This window comes from Duganella sp. GW822-FHT06D06 (assembly GCF_058799615.1).
Map to the genome: position 1 here is coordinate 49400 of NZ_JBXALQ010000001.1, position 21392 is coordinate 70791.

The window sequence follows — 21392 nt, forward strand, 5'->3', positions numbered from 1 at the left end:
CAACTCAGGCGGCCAGCCGGTCGTCGTCGGCCGGCTGCCAGGTCTTCAGCCGGTACAGGCGCTGGCGGTAGTTGCCCTCCAGACCGTCCGGGCCGTTGTCGAGATGCTCGAACAGGCGGCCGATGCGGTCCAGCGCCTGGCGCTCGCGGGCCGTGCGCAGCAACACCAGGCGCCGCTTGCTGCGGCCGTAACTGGCGCGGATATCGACCACCAGGCAATGGCCCTGGTCGGCCGCCTTCACATCCAGCAGCAGCGCTTCCGCCCGGCTCAGGCCGAACAGCTCGGCCAGCTCCAGCCGCGCCGCCAGCAAGGGCTGGCCTTCCAGCGCTTCGCGCGACTTGCCGCACAGAATGGCATCGGCCCAGTCCGACGCCTTGGGCGCCGCCGCGATGCGCGCCAGCGCCGTTTCCGCCTCCTCGCAGCCCTGGGCCGCCGCCTTCTGCAGCCAGTAGGCGGCGCGCACGTCGCTGTTTTCGTCGGTGCGGCGGTTGCGCCACGCGTACATGCCGCACTCGAGCTGCGCGGCGCAATGGCCCATCTCGGCCGCCCGCTCCAGGTAGGCCTGGGCTTCGGGCACGCAACGCTGGGAAAATTCCGGTTTCAGATAAATCCGCGACAAGGCATACCAGGCCTCGGCCAGGCCCTGCTCGCCGGCCTGGGTCAGCCAGCGGATGGCGCGCTTGAAGTTGACGGCGGCGATGCCGTTGACTTGCCGCTTGCCGTCGCCGTCCATGCGGGCGAACCACAAGCCCAGCGCCAGCTGGGCGTGGCGGTCGCCGCCGTGGGCGGCCAGTTCGCGGCAGTGATGCAGCGCGTCGCGGTGCTCGGTGTTGCTGTCGAACAGCTCGCCGCAGCGCGCCAGCAGTGTCAGCTGGGCTGGCTCCAGCGGCCAGTCGGCGGCCCGGGCCGCTTCGGCGTCGGCCGGGGCGCCGGCGAGCAGCTTGCGCGCCAGCGGCAAGGCGCGTTGCAGATATGCCGCGCGGTCGCCGTGCCAGGCTTGCTCCAGCACGGCGTACTGGGCGGCGGCCAGGCCGCTGTCGGCCGCCCGCGCCAGCCACTGCTGGCGGACGCTGGCGCGATGCGGCGCTGGCCGGCCCGGGGAGCGGCGCGACGGCAGCGGCGCCTGCGGCGCCGACGACGGCGGCTGCGCGCCGGACTGGTGCGCCAGCAACCACTGCGCTTCGGCCGAGCCGCTGCGCGCGGCCGTCTCCAGCGCCTGCAAGGCCTTGTCGCGTAAATGCGACGCTTCCTGCCCCGCGGCCTGGTTCAACACCAGTTGCGCCAGCACCAGGCCGGCTTGCTCGACGCCGGCGTCGTAGGCGCGGTCATACCAGGACAGCACCGCCGGCAGGCAGTGCTGGGCATGCTCGAAGGGAACGTAGCTGCCGATCAACATCCAGGCTTCATCCTGTTCCTGCAGCGCGGCGCGGTTGAGCCAGTGCAGCGCGGTAGGCAGGCTGAGCGGCAAACTGGCGCCGCCGAACAGATAGAGCTTGCCCAGCGCCAGCTGGCAGACGGCGTCTCCCGCGCGGGCTCCCCGGATGATCCCTAACTCTTCTCGATTAGCCATCGTCTCACTATTAGTCCGATTCATCGATGCGGCGCTGCATCCCTGCCGTTTGCGCAGGCTGGAACGACCGTTGGTGCTTATGAGTGTAGCGTGCGATCCGCGCCACACACTAAACAATATGCAGAACGCTTTGATTTTGCACAAGCGGCCTACCCCGCTTCGCCCTGTACGCTAGAGCTGTTTTGATGCCTGAATGAAAGGAAATAATAGCCAAACAGGCTGGTATAGCCTGCCAATCAAGCGTTTCAAAAATACAACAAGAAGCCCGGTTTCTTTGGCTTTCGACCAAAACTAGCCGTCGTAATCAACCATTTCAGCGCTTTTGGCCCGATGAGATATTAAGGTTCCTATCAACCGAGGGTCGAAGTACGCGACCCGCTAGCTTTGGATGTATGCACGTTCACTCATAAAGGAATAACTCAAATGAAAAAATCTTTAGTGGCTCTGGCTCTCATGGGCGTATTTGCTGGCGCGTACGCGCAATCGTCCGTGACCATCTATGGCACTGTAGATGCAGGGATTTCCAAGCGCACCGGCACCACCACCATGGTTGGCAAACGCGACAACAACAAACTCGGCTTCCGCGGCGTCGAAGACCTGGGCAGCGGCCTGAAAGCCCTGTTCCAACTGGAAATCCGCTACGAGCCGGACACCGGCGTGATTGAAAGCACCACCCGTCCGCTGTTCCAGGGCCAGAGCCGCGTCGGCCTGCAGGGCGACTTCGGTACCGTGCGCCTGGGCCGTGGCCTGACCGCGTTCCAGGAAACCAGCACCGCCTTCGAACCATGGAGCGGCCTGCCTGCCGTCGCCGGCTACCAGACCGACCTGCAAGTGGCCGCCTACACCAGCGATCCGCTGAGCCCGGCTGGCAACTCGGGCAACCGCTTCTCGAACGCGGTGTTCTACAACACCCCGGTCATCGCCGGCATGTTCCAGCTGAACGTCACCGTCGCCGCCAAGGAAGCCAACAACAGCCCGGCCATCATCGGCAAAGGCAACGCCGCCGCACCGCAGTTCGCGGCCAACAGCGCGCCGGTGACCACGCCTTACTCGCTCAGCGCCACCGCCAACAACGGCCCGTTCGCCGCCTACGCCGCCTACGAGAAGAACGCCATCGAAACCAAGCTGTGGTCGGTCGGCGCATCGTTCAAACCGGTCAACGAGCTGAAACTGATGGCTTCCTACCAAAAGCAGGATCAGTCCAACAGCACCCTGATCAATCCTAAGACCAAGGCCTGGATCCTGGGCGCCAACTACACCGTCGGCGCCGGCATGTTGCGCGTCGGCTACGGCCAGAAGACGCCGGACAACAGCCTGGGCAACCCGGCCCTGGTCAAGACCAAGCAAGCGTCGATCGGCTACGACTACAACCTGTCGGCCCGTACCTATCTGTATGTCGATGCCTCGAACAAGAAGGCAGCTACCACGCTGAATTTCTACAGCCTCGGTATCCACCACAACTTCTAAGCCGCGCGGTCGGCAAGAACTGCCGGCGCTTGGGTTGGGGAATGACGGGCATGGGCAACCATGTCCGTTTTTTTTCGTTTAGAATGACTGAGCCTTTCCAACCTCGCCAATAAAGTACCTCAATGACTGTCCCACTGGATCACACCCTCGTCGCCCAATACCTGACCGAACACCCGAATTTCTTCGTCGAACATGCTCAATTGCTGGGTGAAATCAAGCTGGCCAGCCCGCTGACGGGACGCGCCGTGTCGCTGCAAGAGCGCCAGATGGAAGTCATGCGCGACAAATACAAGGCGCTGGAATTGCGCATGAGCAATCTCATGCGCCTGGCGTCGGAAAACGAAGCGATCGCCAACAAATTCCACCGCTGGACCAAGGTGCTGCTGGAAGCCGAGGATGTGGGTTCCATGCCACACGCCGTGATCAGCGGCCTGAAGTCCAGTTTTGATGTACCGCAGGCCACGCTGCGCATCTGGGACACCGCGCCGGACTATCTCGGCGAATGGTTCGTCAACGGCGTGACGGAAGATGCGCGCATCTTCGCCAACAGCCTGATGGCGCCCTACTGCGGCACCAACAAGGATTTCGAGGCGGTGCGCTGGTTGCCGGACGCCACCGGCATCACCTCCACCGTCATCATTCCGCTGCGCAAGCCGGGCAACAAGAGCGCCTTCGGCCTGCTGATCCTGGGCTCGGCCGACCCGGCGCGCTTCACCTCGCTGATGGCCACCGATTTCCTGGTCCACATCGGCGAAACCAGCAGCACCGCGCTGGCCTGGCTGCTGGCCTGAGCGCCGCCATGAGCGCCGAACCGGACAGCAAGCTGGCCTGGATCGACGCTTACCTGGCCCAGCTGCGCGACCAGCGCCGGCTGTCGCCGCACACCGTCAGCGCCTACCGGCGCGATCTGCACGAATTGGCCGGGCTGTCCGCCGGCCAGGACTGGCGGCAGCTCGACCACTTCACCATCCGCCGCCTGACCGCCAAGCTGCACGCGCGCGCGCTCGACCCGCGCTCGATCGCCCGCAAGCTGTCCAGCTGGCGTGGCTTTTTCGACTGGCTGGGCGGCCAGACCGCGCTGGCGGCCAACCCGGTGCAGGGCGTGCGCGCCCCCAAGCGCGCCAAAACGCTGCCGCGCGCGCTGTCGGTGGACGACGCGGTGCAACTGGTGGCGCCGTCGCGGCCGCATGCCGGCAGCGCCCCGCAAGCGGCCGAACTGTGCAACCGCGCCATGTTCGAACTGTTGTATTCCAGCGGCTTGCGGGTGTCCGAGCTGGCCGGGCTGGACCTGGCCGCCGGCAAGGATGCGCTGGGCTGGGTGGCGCTGGACAACCGCGAAGTCATCGTCACCGGCAAGGGCGACAAGCGGCGCGTGGTGCCGGTGGGCAAGGCCGCGCTGGAGGCGCTGGCGGCCTGGATCGCCGTGCGGCCGGCGCCCTCGGACGGCGGCCACGCCCTGTTCCTCAGCACGCGCGGCACGCGGGTCTCGCCGCGGGTGATACAGCAGCGTTTGCAGGCCCATGGCGTGGCCAGCGGCGCGCCGGTGCACGTGCACCCGCACATGCTGCGCCACTCGTTCGCCTCGCACCTGCTGCAATCGTCGGGCGACCTGCGGGCGGTGCAGGAAATGCTGGGACACTCCAGCATCAGCTCGACCCAGGTCTACACCGCGCTCGACTTCCAGCACCTGGCCGAGGTGTACGACCAGGCCCATCCGCGCGCCAAGGTGAAATAGCCTGCCGCCGTACTGACGTTGCTCAATCGGACGAATTGCTAGCCCAGGCCAAATTCCGGCATAATCGGCCGGTTGCATTTCCGCATTTGATCCCCATCTAGGGTTTCCTCCTAGACCAGACTGGTAAGCACCATGGCACTGATACCGACCACCATCCTCACCGGCTTCCTTGGCGCCGGCAAGACCACCCTGCTGAACCGCATCTTGCAGGAACAGCACGGCATGCGCATCGCCGTCATCGAAAACGAGTTTGGGCAGGAAAACATCGACAACGAAATCCTGGTGCAGGACAGCGGCGAACAGATCGTCGAAATGAACAACGGCTGCATCTGCTGCACCGTGCGCGGCGACCTGATCGTCGCCCTGAGCGGCCTGGCGCAGAAGCGCGAGGCCGGCGAGCTGCATTTCGACCGCGTCGTCATCGAGACCACCGGCCTCGCCAATCCCGGTCCGGTGGCGCAGACCTTCTTCGTCGACGAAGAAGTGGGCACTCACTACATGCTCGACGCCGTGGTCACCGTGGTGGACGCCCGGCACGCCATGGACCAGCTGGACCAGCACGAGGAAGCCCAGCGCCAGGTCGGTTTCGCCGACAAGCTGCTGCTGTCCAAGACCGACCTGGTCAGCGCCGAGCAGGTGGCCACGCTGACCGCCCGCCTCAAGCGCATCAACCCGCGCGCACCGATCAGCACGGCCGACTTCGGCCGCGCCCCGCTGTCCGAGGTGCTGGATCTGAAGGGCTTCAACCTGAACGACAAGCTGGAGCTGGATCCGGATTTCCTGGAAACCGACCAGGCCCACGACGACGACCACGTGCACGACGAGCACTGCGGCCACCACCACGATCATGGCCACCACCACGAGGAACACGGCCACAACCACCACCATGGCCACCACAGCGACGATATCGCGGCGTTTGTGTTCAAAAGTACACGCCCGTTCGACACCGCCAAGCTCGACGAGTTCCTCGGCGGGCTGGTAAATGTCTACGGTCCTCGCATGCTGCGCTACAAAGGCGTATTGTTCATGAAAGACGCCGATCGCAAGGTAGTGTTCCAGGGCGTGCACCAGATTATGGGCAGCGACTTGGGCGCCAAATGGGGAGAAAACGACGTTCGAGGCAGCAAAATGGTGTTTATCGGCAAAAATCTGCCGAAAGATATCTTTATTAGCGGTTTAGAACAATGTCTGGTATAAACTATCCGGGTTTTGTGGGGATGGCTAAATAGCCACAAACTCCGGGCTGATTAATTGAAAACTCTGTCGTATCGAAGGTAAGCGAAGTTATGACCACCAAAACTAATAAATCGACCCCCGCCGCCGCCGACCGCGTCCTGACCGAAGAAGAAATTCTGAAGATGGATGAAAAGGATTATATGAATCCGGCGCAATTGGCCTTTTTCAAAGCCAAGCTGCAAGCGCTTGAAAAAGAATTGTTGAAGAACGCCGGCGAAACCACCGAACACCTGCGCGAAACCGTGCTCGTGCCGGACCCGGCCGACCGCGCCACCATCGAAGAAGAACACGCGCTGGAACTGCGCACACGCGACCGCGAGCGCAAGCTGCTGAAAAAGGTCCAGCAATCGATCGTCACCATCGACGGCGGCGATTACGGCTGGTGCGAAGAAACCGGCGAACCGATCGGCATTCCACGCCTGATCGCCCGTCCGACCGCCACGCTGTCGCTGGAAGCCCAGCAGCGCCGCGAACTGAAGCAGAAACTGTACGGCGATTAATTCGCCGGGACGTTAAAAAAAGCACGCAGCCGCGTGCTTTTTTTTACGGCAAACACGAGGATCAGCGTGGGACTGTTCTCCATCTTCAAGAAGAGCGACGCCGCACCCGCCCCGCAGTCGAGCAACGACGATGACGAGGCGGCGCGGCTGGCCGCCAACAGCGAAACCGAGCGCCAGCAACAGCAGGCGCGCCAGCGCGAGATCGCCCGCGCCACCGCGATGAAGATCGACGCCATCGAATCGGCGATGACCTTCGACATCTTCAACCAGCCGGAACCGGCCTGGGGCAGCCAGCGCGCCGCCCGCCCGGCCAGGCCCAAGAAGGCCGCCGCCCACGCCGACGGCGGCCCCGACACCGAGGCGCTGGCCGACATCCCCACCACCCTGCTGCTGCGCGACGACGACCTGCCGCAGGCGGCCGTGGCCGCCGAGACCGCGCCCGTGGTGGAGGAAATCGCCATCCTGTACGCCAACGGCCAGGGCGCCGTGGCCGAGCAGCTGCTCGACGCCAGCCTGGCCGACGCCGGCGGCGACCGCACCGTCTGGTGGATGTTGTTCGACCTGTACCAGGTCAGCGGCCAGCGCGACCGCTTCGACAACCTGTCGATCGACTACGCCAGCACCTTCGAAACCTCGCCGCCGCCGTGGAACGCGCCGGCCGCGCTGGCCGCGTCCTCGCCCGACTTTGCCGGCCTGACGCCGACCGAAGCCTTCGCCGGCGTGCTCGATCCGCACATCGCCGCCCAGCTGGAACGGCTGCAGCAATCGGCCGCGGCCAGCCCGGTGCTGCGGCTGGAGTTTTCCCGCGTGACGGCGGTCGAGGCGGCCGGTTGCGCGCTGCTGCTCGACAGCTTGCGCAAGCTGCAAGCCCGGCAGCGCGAACTGATCCTGGTGGACGCCGACGCCCTCGCCGCGCTGATACGCGACGGCATCGCCATCGGCCGCCGCGACGACACCGAGGCGCCGTGGCTGCTGCTGCTGGAGCTGCTGCAATTGCTGAACCGCGAAAAGGAATTCGAGGAGATCGGCATGGATTACTGCGTCACCTTCGAAGTGTCGCCGCCGTCGTTCACGGCGCCGCACAAGGTGGCCACCGCCGCGGCCCAGCACGTATCGGCGTCGCCCGACCGCTTCATGCTGCCGCCGCTGCTCGAAGGCCAGCTCGGCCCTTTACTGGGCCAGATCCAGCACTATGCCGAGCGATACCAGACCCTGGTGTTCGACTGCTCGCGCCTGACGCGCATCGACTACGGCTGCGCCAACCAGCTGCACGCCAGCCTGGCCCAGCTGGGCAAGAAGATCGAATTCCGCGACGTCAACCACCTGGTGGCGGCGCTGCTGCGCCTGTTGGGCTACGCCGACATCGCCCGGATCTACCCGCACAAATACTGAAACTTGTAATTTCCAGGTCCAGCCCCATTTTTCAGTCTTGAAGCAGTTTGCGTCTTTACTTTGAGGTAACTATGGAACAATTTCACGGCACCACCATCCTGTGCGTACGGCGCGGCAAGCAAGTCGCGCTGGGCGGCGACGGCCAGGTCACGCTGGGCAACATCGTCATGAAGGGCACGGCCCGCAAGGTGCGCAAGGTGTACCAGGGCAAGGTGCTGGTCGGCTTCGCCGGCGGCACCGCCGACGCCTTCACCCTGCTCGACCGTTTCGAGGGCAAGCTGGAAAAACACCAGGGCAATCTGCTGCGCGCCTCGGTCGAGCTGGCCAAGGACTGGCGCACCGACCGCGTGCTGCGCCGCCTGGAGGCGATGCTGCTGGTGGCCGACAGCGAATCGACCTTGGTGATCACCGGCAACGGCGACGTGCTCGAACCGGAGGACGGCATCGGCGCCATCGGCTCCGGCGGCACCTACGCGCAGTCGGCGGCCAAGGCGCTGGTGGAAAATACGGAACTGTCGCCGACGGAAGTCGTCAAAAAGTCACTGACCATCGCCGGCCAATTGTGCATCTACACCAATATGAACCACATCATCGAGACACTGGACCCAGCATGAACATGACACCGAAGGAAATCGTCGGCGAACTCGACAAACATGTGGTCGGCCAGGGCAACGCCAAGAAGGCGGTGGCGATCGCGCTGCGCAACCGCTGGCGGCGCCAGCAAGTGGAAGAGCCGCTGCGCCACGAAATCACGCCGAAAAACATCCTGATGATAGGCCCCACCGGCGTCGGCAAGACCGAAATCGCGCGCCGCCTGGCCAAGCTGGCCGACGCCCCCTTCATCAAGATCGAAGCCACCAAGTTCACCGAGGTCGGCTATGTCGGCCGCGACGTCGACACCATCATCCGCGACCTGATCGACATCGGCGTCAAGCAGACCCGTTCGGCCGAGATGGCCAAGGTGCGCGCCCGCGCCGAGGACGCCGCCGAAGACCGCGTGCTCGACATCCTGCTGCCGCCGGCGCGCGACTTCGGCTTCCACCAGGCCGCGCCGAGCGACGCGCCGAAGGAAGGCAAGGAAGGCGACAGCACCCGCCAGACCTTCCGCAAGCGCCTGCGCCAGGGCGAGCTGGACGACAAGGAAATCGAGATCGAGCTGGCCGAGAACGGTCCGCAGATGGAGATCATGGCGCCGCCCGGCATGGAGGAGATGACCGAGCAGATCAAGTCGATGTTCTCCGGCATCGGCGGCAGCCGCAAGAAGGCGCGCAAGGTCAAGATCAAGGAAGCGATGAAGGTGCTGATCGACGAGGAGGCCGCCAAGCTGGTCAACGACGACGAGATGAAGCAGAAGGCCATCCAGAACGTCGAGCAGAACGGCATCGTCTTCCTCGACGAGATCGACAAGATCGCCTCGCGCTCGGAAGTGGGCGGCGCCGACGTCTCGCGCGCCGGCGTGCAGCGCGACCTGCTGCCGCTGGTGGAGGGCACCACCGTCAACACCAAGTACGGCATGATCAAGACCGACCACATCCTGTTCATCGCCTCCGGCGCCTTCCACCTGGCCAAGCCGTCGGACCTGATCCCCGAGCTGCAGGGCCGCTTCCCGATCCGGGTCGAGCTGGAGTCGCTGTCGATCGCCGATTTCGAACGCATCCTGACCAGCACCGACGCCTGCCTGACCAAGCAGTACGAGGCGCTGCTGGCCACCGAGAACGTCACCATCGAGTTCGCGCCGGAAGGCATCACGCGGCTGGCGGAAATCGCCTACTCGGTCAACGAGCGCACCGAGAACATCGGCGCCCGCCGGCTGTACACGGTGATGGAAAAGCTGCTGGAGGAACTGTCCTTCACCGCCAGCGACGACAGCGGCAAGGTGCTCACCATCGATGCGGCGTACGTCAACGCGCGGCTCGATGCGCTGGCGGTCAACGAAGACCTGTCGCGCTACGTGCTGTAATTAACCGAGGCAAGGAGCCGGGAGCATGGCCAACAAGGCGCTGTCGACGCGGCAGAAGATGACGATACGGGTCGAGCCGTCGCAAAAGCCGCCGCGCAATCCGGTGGCGCTGGCGGCCAAGGCGCGCGCCGGCGGCGCCGGCCCGCACGCCAAGCCGGCGGCGACCGAGCGCCAGGCGGCCAAGCGCCTGCTGGCGAAGCTCAGCCTGAAGCCGGACCCGGACGAAAAATAACCGTTAGCGGACGCCGGTGGTGGCGTCCGCTCTCGGGTTATCCGGTGCCATCCCTGGCGCGAGGGACAGCGTGCCGCAGTGTCCCCCATTTCCGCCCGATGTACCACCCGATTATTCCAAGCCCAGCTTTTCACATCATCCGGTACCGTGTTACGATACCTTTTGTTTTTTTACCAAGGCAAGGTATGAGCTCACCGGAATTGCTGCTGCAAGTGCTGCGGACCCAGATGCGGGCCGCCGGCGTCACCTACAAAATGCTGGCCGAGCGGATCGCCATGAGCGAGTCCAGCGTCAAGCGCATGTTCGGCCAGCAAGACATGTCGCTGTCGCGGCTGGCGCAAATCTGCAAGGCGGCGGGGGTGGCGATGGAGGACGTGCTGCGCGGCGCGGCCGACGCCACGCCGCAGGCCGACGCGCTGACCCTGACGCAGGAAAAATCGCTGCTGGCGCAGCCGCACCTGCTGCTGATGGCGATCTGCTGCCTGGGCCACTGGACCGTGGAGCAGGTGCTGGAAACCTACAACCTGACCGAACCCGAATGCATCATGCTGCTGGCCGAGCTGGACCGGCTGGGGGTGATCGAGTTGAAGCCGCTGAACCGCTACCGCCTGCGCGTGTCGAACGCCTTCCGCTGGCTGCCGGACGGGCCGGTGCAGCAATTCTTCCGCGACCACGCGGTGGCCGACTATTTCAGCGGCAGCTTCGCCGGCGCCGGCGAGACGCTGCTGTGCCTGCCCGCGCGGCTGTCGCTGCCCAGCGCCGAGGAGCTGGTGGGCCGCATCCAGCAGCTGGCCGGCGAACTGGCGCGCCTGCACCAGGGCGACCGCAAGCTGGCGCCGCAGGAGCGCGACGGCTTCACCCTGCTGGTCGGCTTCCGCTCGTGGGAATTCGCCGCCTTCACCGCGCTGCGGCGCGCGCCGCCGCCGGCTACCAGATAGGACCGAGGAACAGGTAGGCGCTGGAGTTGCCGCCCTTGGTGGTGCCGGCCCCCAGGTACAGCGGGCCGAAGCGCGTATCGACCGCGATGAAGCCGCTGGCGGCCTGGTGCAGCGCGCCCCAGCGCAGCGGACTGGTCGGACTGTAGGCGCCGCCCGCCTCCAGCGAAAAGCCCAGCCGCACATCGCCGCCCAGCGCGGCCGGCATCGCGCCTATGCTGCGCGCCATCACCACCCGTCCCAGCAGCGTGCGGTCGCCGACGATCGATTGCGGCGTCGAGCCGGACAGGCGCAGGAAGCCGCCCAGGTTGTTCGACGAGGCGCCGCCCTGGCTGCGCGACCATTCCGCGTACACATGGCCGGCCCAGCGGTTCAGATGGAAGGCCTGCAGACCCTGCACGGACTGGGTGGTCGGCACGGCGCCGGCGGCGGCGCTGTGCACCAGCCGCTGCCAGTCCAGCGAGAACAGCGTGCCGCGGGTCGGGAAGGCCACCGTGTCGAGGCTGTCGACATTGAAGGACAGCTGCTGCACGGTCTGCATATCGCTGCCCTCGGTGAGGTCTTCCGGGATGCTGAGGTGATACACCTGCTTCTCGCGCGACACGCTGTAGCGCAGATTGCCCCAATGCCCCAGCTGGCGCCCCAGCGCCACGCCGGCGCTCTGGCTGTTGAAGGCGTAGCGCTTCTGGCGGAAGCCGCTCTGGCTGAAGACATCGACGGCCGACGAGTTGTATTGCAGCTCCGGCGCCACGTACCACTGCGAGCCCGCCCCCAGCGGCTGCCAGAACTGCAGGCCCAGCGCGCGTTCGGTGCCGACCCGGCCGATGGTGCGCAGCTCGGCGCCCCAGTTGTTCAGCGACGACAGCACATGCATCACCTTCAGCTCGAACGCGTTATTCTCGGAGAAATCGCTGCGCAGTTCCAGGCCGACGCGCAGGCGGCTGCGCGCCCAGTCGGCCTCGGTGGGCTTGATCAGTACGCTGCGGCCATCCCGGTCGTCGTGGATTTCGGTTTCCACCCGGGCCAGGTCGCCGCGCCCGAACAGCTGGTTGCCGGCCGCCTGCGCCTGCTCGCTGGTGACCATCTGCCCGACCTGCAAGCCGGACTGCACTTCCAGCTCCTTCGGATTGATGCGCCCGCTCGGCGCCACCTCCAGCTTGGTCAGCCGCACCGGCTGGTCGATGCCCACCGGCGCCGACAGGCGCTTGAGTTCATACGAGGCATACTGCGCCTCCGGCAGCGACAGCCTGACCAGCTGCGCGCTCATGGCCCGCACCGCCGCCTCGCCGGCCTTCATGGCGCGGTCGTGGCGGCCGAAATCGAGGAAGCCGATGCCGCCCAGGTCCGGCGCCAGCAGCACGTCGTTGGGACGCAGCTCCTTGAGCGAGCGCTGGACATTCTGCTCGGTGAGGATCTGCAGCATCTGCTGCGCCACGCTGACCGCGCTGATCAATTCCTTTTCCTGCGCCAGCGGCGTGCCGACGTTGACCGCGATGATGATGTCGGCGCCCATGTCGCGCGCCACGTCCACCGGCAGGTTGCGCACCAGGCCGCCGTCCACCAGCAGCCGCTGGTTGACGCGCACCGGCGCGAACACGCCCGGCACCGCCAGCGAAGCGCGCATCGCCAGGAACAGCGGCGTGTCGTTCAGTTCCACCAGCTCGCCCGTCACCAGGTCGGAGGCGACCGAGCGGAACGGCAGTTGCAGCAGGTTGACCGGCTTGTCGCGCGCGCCGTGCGGCAGCACCCGGGTCAGCGCCAGCTCCAGCGCCTCGTTGCCGGCGGCGGCCGGCGGCAGCGACACCCCCTCCAGCTTGGCGCCGAACTCGATGCGCGACGGCAGCAGCAGGTCTTCCTCGCGGCGGCGGAACACCAGCTCGTCGCGCGGCGGACGGTCGGCCACCACGGCGTTCCAGTCGGTGCGGCGCACCAGCAGCTCCAGCTGCTCGACCGAGCTGCCGGCCGCGTAGGCGCCGCCGACCACGCTACCCATGCTGGTGCCGACCACGAAGTCCACCGGCACCCGCAATTCCTGCAAGGCGCGCAGCACGCCGATGTGGGCGAAGCCGCGCGCGCCGCCGCCGGACAGCACCAGCGCGACTTTCGGCCGCGGCTTGATGGAGGCGTCGGCCGCGATCGACGTGGCGCCGGGCGCGCTTTGCGCGGCGGCGGGCGCGACTATCGCGGCCGCCAAGAAAAAGCCGCAGCAAAAAGCTGCGGCCAGGGTACGGGAGATCACCATGGGGTAGGCCTATTGGGTGCGGTCGAAACCGGGAACGGGGGCGATAGTGGTGCCGGAGACGCTGGAGCGCGGCGGCGGCTGCTGCTGCGGCTGTTGCGGCGGCGGCGCTTGCGGCGTCGGCGGCGCGATCGGCGGCAATGCTTGCTGGCCCGCGCCAGGCAGCAGCGACGGCGGCGGCTGGCCGCCGCCGGCGCCGGCATCGGTGGCCAGCTCCAGGCGCTTGAGGGCGCCGCCTTCGGACAGCATCACATATTTCGGATGGACTTCCTTCACCGTCACGCCGGGCACCACTTCGCGGCCCACGCCCAGCGCCATCGGCGGCTGGCCGTCGACCACGATGATGGCGGCGCTGTCGCTGCCACCGTTGCGCGCGGCGATCACGCCCTTGAGCTGGTAGTTGCTGACGGCGGCGACCGTGATCTGGCCGCCGAACAGGCCCTTGGCCGCTTCGATATTCAAGGGCGCGGCGAACTGCTGCGGCGGCGCGGCGATGGCGCGCTGCTGCGGCTTGAACAATTGCAGGCCCCAGTAGGCCAGCGACGCCGACAACAGCGCCACGGCAAGGACGGTAACGAATAATGGCAAACGCTTCATGGTTCTCTTTGCTTCCTCAGCGTACCAGCTGATTAATTTCGATGATAGGCATCAGCACCGCCAGCACGATCAGCAGCACCACCACGCCCATCGCCAGGATCAGCGCCGGTTCCAGCAGGCCGGCGATGGTCAGCGTGCGGCGTTCCAGGTCGGCTTCCTGCGCGGCGGCGGCGCGGTCCAGCATGGCCGGCAGCTCGCCGGTGATTTCGCCGGCCCGTATCATGTGGATCAGCATCGGCGGAAAATGCTTTTGCGCCGACAGCGAACGCGCCAGGCTCACGCCCTCGCGCACGGCGTCGCTGGCCTCGTCCACCAGCTCCTGCATGGCGACGTTGGACAGGGTATCGCGGCTGGTCTCGAGCGCGCGCAGGATGGGCACGCCGGAACCGGTGGTGATCGCCAGCGTGCTGGCGAATCGCGCCGTGTTCAGGCTGCGCTCGAACTTGCCGTACAGCGGCGCGGTCAGCAGCCAGGTGTGCCAGCGCCGCTTCAGCGCCGGGTTCTGCAAGGCGCGGCGCCACATGAACCAGGCGCCCACCAGCAGGATCGCCACCACGATGCCGTAGCTGCGCACGAAGTCCGACACCGCCAGCATGATGACGGTGAGGATGGGCAGCTTCTGCTTGGTGTTGGCGAACACCGAGACGATCTGCGGCACCACATAGGTCAGCAGGAAGATCACGATCGAGAACGCCACCACCGTCACGATGGCCGGATAGGTGAAGGCCAGCTTGACCTTCTGGATCAGCGCATTGCGGCGTTCGATGTAGTCCGCCAGGCGCGACAGCACGCGCGACAGCTGGCCGATCTGCTCGCCGGAGGCGACCAGCGCGCGGTAGATCTCGGCGAAGTCGCGCGGATGCCGTCCCAGCACGTCGGACAGCGCGGCGCCGCCGATCACTTCGGAACGGATCGAGGCGATCAGGTCGCGCATGTAGGGACGCTCGGCCTGCTCCAGCAAGGCGGTGAAGGCCTGCTCCAGCGGCAGCCCCGCTTCCAGCAGGCTGGCCAGCTGGCGCGTGAACAGCGCCAGCTCGGTGGCCGACAGGCGCTCGCCGAAGCCGCGGCTCTTGGTCACGCCGGCGGCGTCGACCTGCGCGGCGATGGCGTCCACCTTCAGCGGCACCAGGCCTTGCGTGCGCAGCTCGGACCGGGCCGAACGCGCGCTGTCGGCATTGAGCACGCCCTTCTTGGTGGCGCCGCCGGCGTCGACGGCTTCATAACGGAATGCGGGCATCTTCGGTCGCCTAGTCTTTGGTCACGCGCAGCAGTTCGGCCTGCGTGGTCACGCCGGCGGCCAGCCAACGCTCGCCGTCCTCGCGCATGGTCTGCATGCCGCCCGCCACCGCCGCCGACTTGACCTCGGCCTCGGAAGCGCGGTTGTGGATCTGCGCGCGGATCTGCTCCGTCGTCTGCAGGAATTCGTAGACGCCGACCCGGCCCTGGTAGCCGGTGTGGCCGCAGTGCTCGCAGCCGACCGCGTGCCACAGCTTGCCGTCGTGGCTCTTGCAGCTGCCGCACAGTTTGCGCACCAGCCGCTGCGCCAGCACGCCCAGCAGCGACGACGACAGCAGGAACGGCTCGATGCCCATGTCCAGCAGTCGCGTGACCGCGGCCGCCGCGTCGTTGGTGTGCAGCGTGGCCAGCACCAGGTGGCCGGTCAGCGAGGCCTGCACCGCGATCTGCGCGGTCTCCAGGTCGCGGATCTCGCCGATCATGATCACGTCCGGGTCCTGGCGCAGGATGGCGCGCAGGGCCTTGGCGAAGGTCATGTCGATGCGCGGGTTGACCTGGGTCTGGCCGACGCCGTTCAGGTCGTACTCGATCGGGTCTTCCACCGTCATGATGTTGGTGGTGGCCGCGTTCAGCAGCGACAGCGCGGCGTACAAGGTGGTGGTCTTGCCCGAGCCGGTGGGCCCGGTCACCAGCACGATGCCGTGCGGCTGGTTGATCAGCGCGTCGAACTGCGGCAGCATGCTCTCGCTCATGCCCAGGTGGTTCAGGTCCAGCCGGCCCGCCTCCTTGTCCAGCAAACGCAGCACCGCGCGTTCGCCGTGGCCGGTCGGCAGCGTCGAGACGCGCACGTCGACCGGCTTGCCGCCGATGCGCAGCGTGATGCGGCCGTCCTGCGGCAGGCGTTTTTCGGCGATGTCGAGCTGCGCCATGATCTTGATGCGCGAGATCAGCGAGCCGTGGATGGCCTTGCGCGGACGGACCACGTCGCGCAGCGTACCGTCGACGCGGAAGCGCACCACCGAGGTCTGCTCGAACGGCTCGATGTGGATGTCGGAGGCGCTGTCGCGCAGCGCCTGCGTCAGCAGCGCGTTGATCATGCGGATCACCGGCGCGTCGTCGGACGATTCCAGCAGGTCTTCGATGGCCGGCACGTCCTGCAGCAGCTTGGTCAGGTCGAGGTCGGCGTCGAATTCCTCGGCCACCATCGAGGCGTTGCCGCCCGAGCTGGCGTAGGCCGCGGCGATGGCGATTTCCAGGTCGGCGCGCGGCATGCTTTTCAGCTGGACGCGGCCGAAACGGCGCGACACCTCGGCGATGGCGGCCGGCGCGGTGGCGCCGCAGACCAGCACGTCCACCGTGTGTTCGGCTTCGTCGCTCTGCTGCGCCAGCACCACGAAGTCGCGGGCGAAAGCGTAAGGGAGGAGATTGCTCATATCACTTCTGCTTGGCTGGATCGGCGACGCCGGGTTGGCGCACCGGCGCCGGCGCGGCAGGCAGCGGATTGGCCATCATCGTGCCGCCCAGCGGCTTGCCGTCCTTCAGGGTCTGCAGCATAGGCTGGCCGAGATCCTTGACCAGGATGCTCTCCGGCGGCTGGATCGCTTCCTGCTGGCCGCGCATGTAGTCGTAGCGGTCGGTCGCCAGCGAGGTGCTCTGCTCCTTGTTGCGGATCACCACCGGGCGCAGGAACACCATCAGGTTGGTCTTCTTGCGGGCGCGGGTCTGGTACTTGAACAGATTGCCCAGCACCGGAATGTCGCCCAGGCCGCGCACCTTGTTCACGCCGTCGCCTTCGGTGTCCTCGATCAGGCCGCCGAGCACGATGATCTGGCCGTCGTCGGCGATCACATTGTTCTCGATCACGCGCTTGTTGATGGTGATGCCGGCGGCCGCCGTCAGCGTGGTCTTGTCGACGCTGGAGGTCTCGTGATAAATCGCCAGCTTGACCGTGCCGCCTTCGGAAATCTGCGGCCGCACCTTCAGCGTCAGGCCCACTTCCTTGCGGTCGATGGTCTGGAACGGATTGTTGTTGGTGCCCGAGGTGGTGGTGAACTGGCCGGTCAGGACCGGCACGTTCTGGCCGACCGAGATGGTGGCCAGCTCGTTGTCGAGCGTGATCATGTTAGGCGTCGACAGCACGTTGGCGTTGCCGTCCGATTCCAGCGAGCGCGCCAGCGCGCCCAGGCCCAGGCCGCCGGCGACCTGCTTGAACACGCCGACGGTCAGGCCGGCGCCCGGCAGCGTCGGCCCGGTGGTGGTGGTGCCGGTGGTCTTGCCGAGCAGCTGGGTGGCCAGGTTGCCGATGTTGTTGCCGCCGCTCGAATACGACTGCAGGCCGCCGACGCGGTAGGTGCTGTTCTCGTTGCCGGTCGCGCCGACCCACTGCACGCCGAATTCGGAGGCCTTGTCGGACGAGACTTCGACGATCAGCGATTCGATGTAGACCTGGGCGCGGCGCACGTCCAGCAAGTCGATCACGGCGCGCAGATTGCGGTACACCGATTCCGGCGCGGTGATGATCAGGGTGTTGGTGGTGGAATCGGCCTGGATGTAGCCGGCCGTGCCGCCGCCGCCCTGCTGCTGCTGGCCGGAGCCGGTCAACAGCGGATTGGATGGGCCGCCGCTGCTGCTGCCGCCGCTGTTGCCGCCGATGCCGCCGCCGGTGTTGCTGCTTTGGCCGCCCAGGCCACCCTGGCCTTGGCCCTGGCCCTGGCCGCTCTGGCCGGCGCCGCCGCCGCCGGTGGCGTTGGCCGCCGAGGTGTCGCCCGACATCACCGAGCGCAAGGTCTGCGCCAGCTTGGCCGCTTCGGCGTTCTTCAGGTAGACCACGTGGACGTTGCCCAGTTCCTGGGTCGGCTGATCGAGCTTGGCGATCAGCGACTTGGCCAGGTTGGAGCGGGCCGCCGACGGCGCCCGCAGGATCAGCGAATTGGTGCGCGGATCGGCCAGCACGCTGGTCTTGCCCGCGTCGCCGGCGCCGGCGCCGGCGCCGCTGTCCATCAGTTTGTTGACCATGGCCGCCAGGTCGCTGGCGATGGCGTAGCGCACCGGGATCACGTCTAGGTCGGCGACGGCCGGCGCGTCCAGCGCGGCGACGATCTTGGCCAGGCGCTTGACATTGTCGGCGTAGTCGGTCACCACCACGGTGTTGTTGCCCGGATTGGCGTTGATGGTGTTGTTCGGCGAAATCAGCGGGCGCAGCACGGTCACCACGTTGGCCGCCGACTCGTAGTTCAGATGGAAGATCTGGCTGACCACCTGGTCGCCCTTGGCCGTGGCCTGGCTGGCGCCGACCTGGGTCGGACCGGCCTGCAGCTTGGCGTCCGCCTCCGGCACCACCTTGGCGTAGCCGTCGCCGCTGACCACCGCATAGCCTTGCAGGCGCAGCGCGGAAGTGAGCAGGCCGAAGGCCTGCGACTTGGTGACCGGCTTTTCCGACACCACCGTCAGCGTGCCCTTGACGCGCGGGTCGATCACGAAGGTGATGTTGGTGTAGTGGCCGACCGCCTTGATCACCGACTCGATGTCGGCGCCGACGAAGTTCAGCGCGGCGTCGTCGGCCGCGGCGTGCGCGGCCAGCGGCAGCAGCGCCAGCAAGGGCGTCACGACCGGCGCGACGCTGGTCGCACAGCACAGCATCGCGCCCGCGCTCAGGCGGCGCAGCGCGGGAAGATTGGATTTGCTCACGGACTGTTTTTTCATTGTCTGAACTTTTATCTGAACTTAGTGGAACTCTAAAGCGATGATGTTGCGGTCACTATTCGGTTTGCGCTGGCCCAGCAAATTCAACAGATTGGCCAACTGCTCCTCAAATCCTTTTGCTGCCTCGGCCTGCCCGGAAAACTGCAGGCGGCCGTTATTCAGGTTGCCGGTCCCGCTCAACAACAGCGGCCCCTTGACGGAATTGAGCGTCAGCCCGGCCGACTGCCCGTGCCAGTCCAGCGCCAGCGCGTAGCTGCCCAGCGGGCGCACCGACGACAGCCGCGAGGCCATATCCGTCATCTCCAGCGTGGTGCGGCCGTTGATGCTGACCTGGCGCTCGACCAGCGCCAGCTCCAGCGCGGTCCACGACAGCCGCATGGTGCCGCTGGGCGCCACGGTGTTCAGCGGCGCGCCCAGCCCGGCCAGGCCGGCGGCCGGCAGCAGCAGCGCCGATGGACTGAGCTGCCAGTGCGACCAGCCGCCCTTGAAGGCCAGCGGCTGCGCCAGCGCCTCGCTGTTTTCCAGTTGCAGGTCGACCATGCCGACCAGCGCCAGCGGCGAAATCTTCCAGCTGAAACGGCCCGGCAGCAGCGGCGTGACCGGGCTGTTGCCGCTGGCCGCGCCGCCGATAAAGGCCGAACCGCGCCACAGCGTACCCTGCGCGTCCCCCAGCGTCAAACGGCCTCCCGTGCGCGACTCCACCAGGGCGCCCAGCCACGCCGCCGGGAAGAACATCGCCAGCGTCGCCGCCACGCTCAGCGCGATGGTCAGCAACCATAGCACGGTGCGCTTCATGGATAAGCTTTTCGCATCATCGCCCGCCCGCATTCTGGCGCAGCGTCAGCGTGGCGTTGACCATGCCGGCGGTGTCCTGCGCGCTGATGTTCGCGTCCGAGACGGCGATGCGGCTTTCGGTGCGGATCGCGTCCAGCCAGGCGATCAAGGCGGGGAAGGACACGCCGCTCATCTGGACCTTGGCGTATTCGCCGGTGACGGACACCGATTGCGTGGCCAGGCCGCGCGCGGTGAGGCCGGTGTTGAGCATCTCGCGCGTCATCGGCGCCGGGGCGATGGTGTTCTGGCCGCGCAGCGCGGCCGCTTCCAGCGCCAGCGCCTGCAACTCGGCGGCCTGCTGGCGCAGCTCGGGCAGCGACTTGCGCAGCTTGGCGCGGCCGTCCAGCGCCGGCGAGATCAGCAGCGAATAGAACAGCGCCAGTCCCAGCACGGCGCCGCCGATGCCGAGGAACTTGCGTTCCTGTTCGGTGCGTTCGCTCCAGAAGGCCGCCGCGCGGCCGCGGTACTCTTGTATCGTCAGTGTCAGCTTGCTCATGATTTTCCTCCGCCCGTGCCGCTCAGCGGACGGATTTGCCAGGTGCCCGGACGGTCTTCCGACAGCTCCAGCTTGCGCGCCGCCAGCGCGGAGCGCAGCTGCGCCAGCGTGCCGGTATCGACGGTGTTGGGTTTGACCTTCATTTGCAGCGCATGCTCGCGGTATTCCAGCGTGGCGATGATGTCCTTGCGCGGCAGCACGCCCAGCGCTTCGCCGAGGGCGGCGCTCAGCGCGGTGAATTCATCGGCGGCCGGCTGGCCGCCGTCGGCCTTGGCCAGCGAGATGTTCTTGCGCATCTGCGCGGCCGGGTCGAGTATCACCAGCTCTTTCGGATAGGCGGCCTTGAAGGTTTGCAGCATAGCCAGGCTGACCGCGTCGGCCTCGCGCTTGAGGCGCAGCCATTCGACGTTCAGGCCGACCACGTTGACCAGCAGCGCCAGCGCGGCGATGCGCAGCGGCCAGCGCCAGCGCTGCCACTGGCGCGCGGAGGTGCCGCTGGCGCCCAGCGCCGGCGCCAGGTCCAGGCCCGCCGAGCGGGAAGCGGCCACCCAGTGCGCCCAGTGGTCTTCCAGCAGCGTAATCCCATGGCCGATACCGTGGCCGGCGGCGTCGTTGGCCACCAGCGGCGCGAACTGCGCCATCTGCGCCGGCGACAGGTACAGCGTGACCGGCTCGTCGCCCGCCATGGCGCGCAAGGTTTGCAGCGCGGCTTGCGGCTGCGCCGGCAGCGTCAGGCCCATGCCCATGGTCTGCGACTGGCGCAGTATCAGCTCGAAACCGGCGTCGCCGGTGGTCAGCGCGGCCGAGACGGAGCCCGGCTGGAACGGCAGGCACAGTTGCGCCGGCAGCACCGAGATATTGTGCGCGCCCTGCGCCATCAGCGCCTTGACCAGTACTTCGATCCAGCTGCGCTGGACCACGGCCACCGTGCGGGCGCCCTCGGCGTCGGCGGCGCCGGCCGCCAGCACGCAGTCGACCGGATCGCCCAGCACCTGTTCCTCCACCAGCGCCGGCAGCGCGGCCTTCAGGCGCGCGGCGGACAGCGGCGGCGCCACCACGCGCAGCAGCGTGACGTCGGTGGCGGCCAGCAGCAGCACCACGCGGCGCGCCGATGCCACCAGGTCCGACAGGTTGCCCAGCGGGGAGGCGCCCTGTTGCAGCAGGTTGCCGCCGTCGCCCACCAGCGCGAACGGGCAGGTCTGGGCCGCGCCGCTGTCGACGCTGGCCTTGGCCGGATAGCGGATAAGTAGTGTAGTCAAAG

General features: G+C 67.0%; 19 protein-coding genes. 10 read left to right on the forward strand and 9 right to left on the reverse strand.

Translation table 11 applies throughout. The features are described from left to right. Positions 1-4: 4 nt before the first annotated feature. Positions 5-1570, reverse strand: a complete 1566-nt coding sequence (locus AC1RMD_RS00225) for a tetratricopeptide repeat protein (protein ID WP_492922498.1) — start codon at positions 1568-1570, stop codon at positions 5-7. A 423-nt stretch (positions 1571-1993) separates the two neighbouring features. On the opposite strand from AC1RMD_RS00225, the gene AC1RMD_RS00230 reads away from it, so the two are divergent. From AC1RMD_RS00230 to AC1RMD_RS00275, 10 genes are all read left to right on the forward strand, one after another. Beyond that, positions 1994-3037: a porin gene (locus AC1RMD_RS00230; protein ID WP_492922500.1), complete on the forward strand. Its 1044-nt coding sequence runs from the start codon at positions 1994-1996 to the stop codon at positions 3035-3037. A 122-nt stretch (positions 3038-3159) separates the two neighbouring features. Next, on the forward strand, positions 3160-3828 hold the full coding sequence (locus AC1RMD_RS00235) for a DUF484 family protein (protein WP_492922502.1): 669 nt from the start codon (positions 3160-3162) through the stop codon (positions 3826-3828). An 8-nt stretch (positions 3829-3836) separates the two neighbouring features. Continuing rightward, positions 3837-4772, forward strand: coding sequence for a tyrosine recombinase XerC (locus AC1RMD_RS00240; RefSeq protein ID WP_492922504.1), 936 nt, complete (start codon positions 3837-3839; stop codon positions 4770-4772). Between the two features lie 132 nt (positions 4773-4904). Continuing rightward, complete coding sequence (locus tag AC1RMD_RS00245; RefSeq protein WP_492922506.1) at positions 4905-5969, forward strand: CobW family GTP-binding protein; 1065 nt, start codon at positions 4905-4907, stop codon at positions 5967-5969. Positions 5970-6058: 89 nt separating this feature from the next. Further along, positions 6059-6508, forward strand: coding sequence for an RNA polymerase-binding protein DksA (gene dksA / locus AC1RMD_RS00250; protein ID WP_492922508.1), 450 nt, complete (start codon positions 6059-6061; stop codon positions 6506-6508). Between the two features lie 66 nt (positions 6509-6574). Next, the gene (locus tag AC1RMD_RS00255; RefSeq protein WP_492922510.1) at positions 6575-7900 is read left to right on the forward strand and encodes an STAS domain-containing protein; all 1326 of its coding nucleotides are present in this window, start codon (positions 6575-6577) and stop codon (positions 7898-7900) included. Positions 7901-7971: 71 nt separating this feature from the next. Beyond that, a complete protein-coding gene (gene hslV / locus AC1RMD_RS00260) occupies positions 7972-8514 on the forward strand; it encodes an ATP-dependent protease subunit HslV (RefSeq protein ID WP_217943513.1) in 543 nt (180 codons plus the stop codon). Then, positions 8511-9860, forward strand: coding sequence for an ATP-dependent protease ATPase subunit HslU (gene hslU / locus AC1RMD_RS00265; RefSeq protein WP_492922513.1), 1350 nt, complete (start codon positions 8511-8513; stop codon positions 9858-9860). Before hslV ends, hslU begins: the two co-directional genes overlap by 4 nt. Before the next feature lie 25 nt (positions 9861-9885). Continuing rightward, the gene (locus AC1RMD_RS00270; RefSeq protein WP_492922515.1) at positions 9886-10092 is read left to right on the forward strand and encodes a hypothetical protein; all 207 of its coding nucleotides are present in this window, start codon (positions 9886-9888) and stop codon (positions 10090-10092) included. Positions 10093-10277: 185 nt separating this feature from the next. Continuing rightward, on the forward strand, positions 10278-11030 hold the full coding sequence (locus AC1RMD_RS00275) for a helix-turn-helix domain-containing protein (protein WP_492922517.1): 753 nt from the start codon (positions 10278-10280) through the stop codon (positions 11028-11030). Here the strand turns inward: AC1RMD_RS00275 and AC1RMD_RS00280 are convergent. The 8 genes from AC1RMD_RS00280 to gspL are packed head-to-tail and all read right to left on the reverse strand — an operon-like array spanning position 11020 to position 21390. Next, positions 11020-13269, reverse strand: a complete 2250-nt coding sequence (locus tag AC1RMD_RS00280) for a patatin-like phospholipase family protein (RefSeq protein ID WP_492922519.1) — start codon at positions 13267-13269, stop codon at positions 11020-11022. The genes AC1RMD_RS00275 and AC1RMD_RS00280 overlap by 11 nt on opposite strands. 9 nt (positions 13270-13278) lie before the next feature. Further along, positions 13279-13863, reverse strand: coding sequence for a type II secretion system protein N (locus tag AC1RMD_RS00285; protein ID WP_492922521.1), 585 nt, complete (start codon positions 13861-13863; stop codon positions 13279-13281). A 16-nt stretch (positions 13864-13879) separates the two neighbouring features. Next, complete coding sequence (gspF, locus tag AC1RMD_RS00290) at positions 13880-15100, reverse strand: type II secretion system inner membrane protein GspF (RefSeq protein WP_492922523.1); 1221 nt, start codon at positions 15098-15100, stop codon at positions 13880-13882. 10 nt (positions 15101-15110) lie between these two features. Then, positions 15111-16532, reverse strand: a complete 1422-nt coding sequence (gene gspE, locus AC1RMD_RS00295) for a type II secretion system ATPase GspE (protein WP_492922525.1) — start codon at positions 16530-16532, stop codon at positions 15111-15113. Between the two features lies 1 nt (position 16533). Continuing rightward, a complete protein-coding gene (gspD, locus tag AC1RMD_RS00300) occupies positions 16534-18801 on the reverse strand; it encodes a type II secretion system secretin GspD (RefSeq protein WP_492922527.1) in 2268 nt (755 codons plus the stop codon). Between the two features lie 21 nt (positions 18802-18822). After that, positions 18823-19596: a type II secretion system protein N gene (gene gspN, locus AC1RMD_RS00305; RefSeq protein WP_492922529.1), complete on the reverse strand. Its 774-nt coding sequence runs from the start codon at positions 19594-19596 to the stop codon at positions 18823-18825. Between the two features lie 16 nt (positions 19597-19612). Next, positions 19613-20131, reverse strand: coding sequence for a type II secretion system protein M (locus tag AC1RMD_RS00310; RefSeq protein WP_492922531.1), 519 nt, complete (start codon positions 20129-20131; stop codon positions 19613-19615). Then, a complete protein-coding gene (gene gspL, locus AC1RMD_RS00315) occupies positions 20128-21390 on the reverse strand; it encodes a type II secretion system protein GspL (RefSeq protein WP_492922533.1) in 1263 nt (420 codons plus the stop codon). Before gspL ends, AC1RMD_RS00310 begins: the two co-directional genes overlap by 4 nt. Between the last annotated feature and the right edge of the window lie 2 nt (positions 21391-21392).